The sequence below is a fragment of the Pseudomonas sp. A125 genome (genome assembly GCF_055409485.1).
On record NZ_JBUZVP010000067.1, the window covers coordinates 1 to 5,177 of the forward strand.

At 51.4% G+C, this 5,177-nt stretch carries 2 tRNA genes and 2 rRNA genes; all 4 read right to left on the reverse strand.

Annotated elements, in window-relative coordinates:
* Window positions 1-35: 35 nt before the first annotated feature.
* Window positions 36-2,929: ribosomal RNA gene (locus ACZRN6_RS36270) — 23S ribosomal RNA — on the reverse strand.
* Between the two features lie 249 nt (window positions 2,930-3,178).
* A tRNA-Ala gene (locus tag ACZRN6_RS36275) sits at window positions 3,179-3,254 on the reverse strand.
* Between the two features lie 30 nt (window positions 3,255-3,284).
* Window positions 3,285-3,361: transfer RNA gene (locus ACZRN6_RS36280), tRNA-Ile, on the reverse strand.
* A gap of 83 nt (window positions 3,362-3,444) precedes the next feature.
* Window positions 3,445-4,981, reverse strand: a 16S ribosomal RNA gene (locus ACZRN6_RS36285).
* The 16S and 23S rRNA genes sit together here with 2 tRNA genes alongside, the layout of an rRNA operon.
* Between the last annotated feature and the right edge of the window lie 196 nt (window positions 4,982-5,177).

The window sequence follows — 5,177 nt, forward strand, 5'->3', positions numbered from 1 at the left end:
CCAAGTCAGGAGTAGTCAAATTGCTTGGGTGTTATATGGTCAAGCCTCACGGGCAATTAGTATTGGTTAGCTCAACGCCTCACAGCGCTTACACACCCAACCTATCAACGTCGTAGTCTTCGACGGCCCTTCAGGGAACTCAAGGTTCCAGTGAGATCTCATCTTGAGGCTAGTTTCCCGCTTAGATGCTTTCAGCGGTTATCTATTCCGAACATAGCTACCCGGCAATGCCACTGGCGTGACAACCGGAACACCAGAGGTTCGTCCACTCCGGTCCTCTCGTACTAGGAGCAGCCCCTCTCAAATCTCAAACGTCCACGGCAGATAGGGACCGAACTGTCTCACGACGTTCTAAACCCAGCTCGCGTACCACTTTAAATGGCGAACAGCCATACCCTTGGGACCGGCTTCAGCCCCAGGATGTGATGAGCCGACATCGAGGTGCCAAACACCGCCGTCGATATGAACTCTTGGGCGGTATCAGCCTGTTATCCCCGGAGTACCTTTTATCCGTTGAGCGATGGCCCTTCCATACAGAACCACCGGATCACTAAGACCTACTTTCGTACCTGCTCGACGTGTCTGTCTCGCAGTCAAGCGCGCTTTTGCCTTTATACTCTACGACCGATTTCCGACCGGTCTGAGCGCACCTTCGTACTCCTCCGTTACTCTTTAGGAGGAGACCGCCCCAGTCAAACTACCCACCATACACTGTCCTCGATCCGGATAACGGACCTGAGTTAGAACCTCAAAGTTGCCAGGGTGGTATTTCAAGGTTGGCTCCACGCGAACTGGCGTCCACGCTTCAAAGCCTCCCACCTATCCTACACAAGCAAATTCAAAGTCCAGTGCAAAGCTATAGTAAAGGTTCACGGGGTCTTTCCGTCTAGCCGCGGATACACTGCATCTTCACAGCGATTTCAATTTCACTGAGTCTCGGGTGGAGACAGCGCCGCCATCGTTACGCCATTCGTGCAGGTCGGAACTTACCCGACAAGGAATTTCGCTACCTTAGGACCGTTATAGTTACGGCCGCCGTTTACCGGGGCTTCGATCAAGAGCTTCGCGTTAGCTAACCCCATCAATTAACCTTCCGGCACCGGGCAGGCGTCACACCCTATACGTCCACTTTCGTGTTTGCAGAGTGCTGTGTTTTTAATAAACAGTCGCAGCGGCCTGGTATCTTCGACCGGCATGAGCTTACGGAGCAAGTCCTTCACCCTCACCGGCGCACCTTCTCCCGAAGTTACGGTGCCATTTTGCCTAGTTCCTTCACCCGAGTTCTCTCAAGCGCCTTGGTATTCTCTACCCAACCACCTGTGTCGGTTTGGGGTACGGTTCCTGGTTACCTGAAGCTTAGAAGCTTTTCTTGGAAGCATGGCATCAACCACTTCGTTAACTAAAAGTTAACTCGTCATCAGCTCTCGGCCTTAGAATCCCGGATTTACCTAAGATTCCAGCCTACCACCTTAAACTTGGACAACCAACGCCAAGCTGGCCTAGCCTTCTCCGTCCCTCCATCGCAATAACCAGAAGTACAGGAATATTAACCTGTTTTCCATCGACTACGCTTTTCAGCCTCGCCTTAGGGACCGACTAACCCTGCGTCGATTAACGTTGCGCAGGAAACCTTGGTCTTTCGGCGTGGGTGTTTTTCACACCCATTATCGTTACTCATGTCAGCATTCGCACTTCTGATACCTCCAGCAAGCTTCTCAACTCACCTTCACAGGCTTACAGAACGCTCCTCTACCGCATCACCCGAAGGTGATACCCGTAGCTTCGGTGTATGGTTTGAGCCCCGTTACATCTTCCGCGCAGGCCGACTCGACTAGTGAGCTATTACGCTTTCTTTAAAGGGTGGCTGCTTCTAAGCCAACCTCCTAGCTGTCTAAGCCTTCCCACATCGTTTCCCACTTAACCATAACTTTGGGACCTTAGCTGACGGTCTGGGTTGTTTCCCTTTTCACGACGGACGTTAGCACCCGCCGTGTGTCTCCCATGCTCGGCACTTGTAGGTATTCGGAGTTTGCATCGGTTTGGTAAGTCGGGATGACCCCCTAGCCGAAACAGTGCTCTACCCCCTACAGTGATACATGAGGCGCTACCTAAATAGCTTTCGAGGAGAACCAGCTATCTCCGAGCTTGATTAGCCTTTCACTCCGATCCACAGGTCATCCGCTAACTTTTCAACGGTAGTCGGTTCGGTCCTCCAGTTAGTGTTACCCAACCTTCAACCTGCCCATGGATAGATCGCCCGGTTTCGGGTCTATTCCCAGCGACTAGACGCCCTATTAAGACTCGCTTTCGCTACGCCTCCCCTATTCGGTTAAGCTCGCCACTGAAAATAAGTCGCTGACCCATTATACAAAAGGTACGCAGTCACCCAACAAAGTGGGCTCCCACTGCTTGTACGCATACGGTTTCAGGATCTATTTCACTCCCCTCTCCGGGGTTCTTTTCGCCTTTCCCTCACGGTACTAGTTCACTATCGGTCAGTCAGTAGTATTTAGCCTTGGAGGATGGTCCCCCCATATTCAGACAAAGTTTCTCGTGCTCCGTCCTACTCGATTTCATGACTAAGAGATTTTCGCGTACAGGGCTATCACCCACTATGGCCGCACTTTCCAGAGCGTTCCGCTAATCTCAAAGCCACTTAAGGGCTAGTCCCCGTTCGCTCGCCACTACTAAGGGAATCTCGGTTGATTTCTTTTCCTCAGGGTACTTAGATGTTTCAGTTCCCCTGGTTCGCTCCATACACCTATGTATTCAGTGTAAGGTAACCATCTTATGATGGCTGGGTTCCCCCATTCAGACATCTCCGGATCAAAGTCTGTTTGCCGACTCCCCGAAGCTTTTCGCAGGCTACCACGTCTTTCATCGCCTCTGACTGCCAAGGCATCCACCGTATGCGCTTCTTCACTTGACCATATAACCCCAAGCAATCTGGTTATACTGTGAAGACGACATTCGCCGAAAATTCGATAATACTCAATTAAGAGCAACTCACAAATTTTACCTTAGCCTGATCCGTTACCAGTGAAAGTAACGTCCAGTCTATCTTTCTATCACATACCCAAATTTTTAAAGAACGATCTAATCAAAGACTAGAAATCAACATTCACCATCCTAACGATGGAATGCTCATTTCTAAGCTTTACGTGACAGAAGCAGTTAGTGGTGGAGCCAAACGGGATCGAACCGTTGACCTCCTGCGTGCAAGGCAGGCGCTCTCCCAGCTGAGCTATGGCCCCGTATTTCTACAGGCGTTTCCCACACAAAATTGGTGGGTCTGGGCAGATTCGAACTGCCGACCTCACCCTTATCAGGGGTGCGCTCTAACCAACTGAGCTACAGACCCAATTTCGGGCTGCTTCTATATCGTCTTCTTCAATGAATCAAGCAATTCGTGTGGGTGCTTATGGAGCAGCTGATGTCGTCGATTAAGGAGGTGATCCAGCCGCAGGTTCCCCTACGGCTACCTTGTTACGACTTCACCCCAGTCATGAATCACACCGTGGTAACCGTCCTCCCGAAGGTTAGACTAGCTACTTCTGGTGCAACCCACTCCCATGGTGTGACGGGCGGTGTGTACAAGGCCCGGGAACGTATTCACCGCGACATTCTGATTCGCGATTACTAGCGATTCCGACTTCACGCAGTCGAGTTGCAGACTGCGATCCGGACTACGATCGGTTTTCTGGGATTAGCTCCACCTCGCGGCTTGGCAACCCTCTGTACCGACCATTGTAGCACGTGTGTAGCCCAGGCCGTAAGGGCCATGATGACTTGACGTCATCCCCACCTTCCTCCGGTTTGTCACCGGCAGTCTCCTTAGAGTGCCCACCATTACGTGCTGGTAACTAAGGACAAGGGTTGCGCTCGTTACGGGACTTAACCCAACATCTCACGACACGAGCTGACGACAGCCATGCAGCACCTGTCTCAATGTTCCCGAAGGCACCAATCTATCTCTAGAAAGTTCATTGGATGTCAAGGCCTGGTAAGGTTCTTCGCGTTGCTTCGAATTAAACCACATGCTCCACCGCTTGTGCGGGCCCCCGTCAATTCATTTGAGTTTTAACCTTGCGGCCGTACTCCCCAGGCGGTCAACTTAATGCGTTAGCTGCGCCACTAAGAGCTCAAGGCTCCCAACGGCTAGTTGACATCGTTTACGGCGTGGACTACCAGGGTATCTAATCCTGTTTGCTCCCCACGCTTTCGCACCTCAGTGTCAGTATCAGTCCAGGTGGTCGCCTTCGCCACTGGTGTTCCTTCCTATATCTACGCATTTCACCGCTACACAGGAAATTCCACCACCCTCTACCATACTCTAGCTCGTCAGTTTTGAATGCAGTTCCCAGGTTGAGCCCGGGGATTTCACATCCAACTTAACGAACCACCTACGCGCGCTTTACGCCCAGTAATTCCGATTAACGCTTGCACCCTCTGTATTACCGCGGCTGCTGGCACAGAGTTAGCCGGTGCTTATTCTGTCGGTAACGTCAAAACAGCAAAGTATTAATTTACTGCCCTTCCTCCCAACTTAAAGTGCTTTACAATCCGAAGACCTTCTTCACACACGCGGCATGGCTGGATCAGGCTTTCGCCCATTGTCCAATATTCCCCACTGCTGCCTCCCGTAGGAGTCTGGACCGTGTCTCAGTTCCAGTGTGACTGATCATCCTCTCAGACCAGTTACGGATCGTCGCCTTGGTGAGCCATTACCCCACCAACTAGCTAATCCGACCTAGGCTCATCTGATAGCGCAAGGCCCGAAGGTCCCCTGCTTTCTCCCGTAGGACGTATGCGGTATTAGCGTCCGTTTCCGAACGTTATCCCCCACTACCAGGCAGATTCCTAGGCATTACTCACCCGTCCGCCGCTCTCAAGAGAAGCAAGCTTCTCTCTACCGCTCGACTTGCATGTGTTAGGCCTGCCGCCAGCGTTCAATCTGAGCCATGATCAAACTCTTCAGTTCAAACATCTTTGGGTTTTTAAGAAACCCTAAACTTGGCTCAGCAATCGTTGGTTACATCTTTGATTTCTCGCGGAGTAACTTGTGATGCTGATAATCTTGTTGACTATCAGTCTGACTCCACAAGCACCCACACGAATTGCTTGATTCAGTTGTTAAAGAGCGGTTGGTTAAGATCTTTCGTCTCAACCGAGGCGCG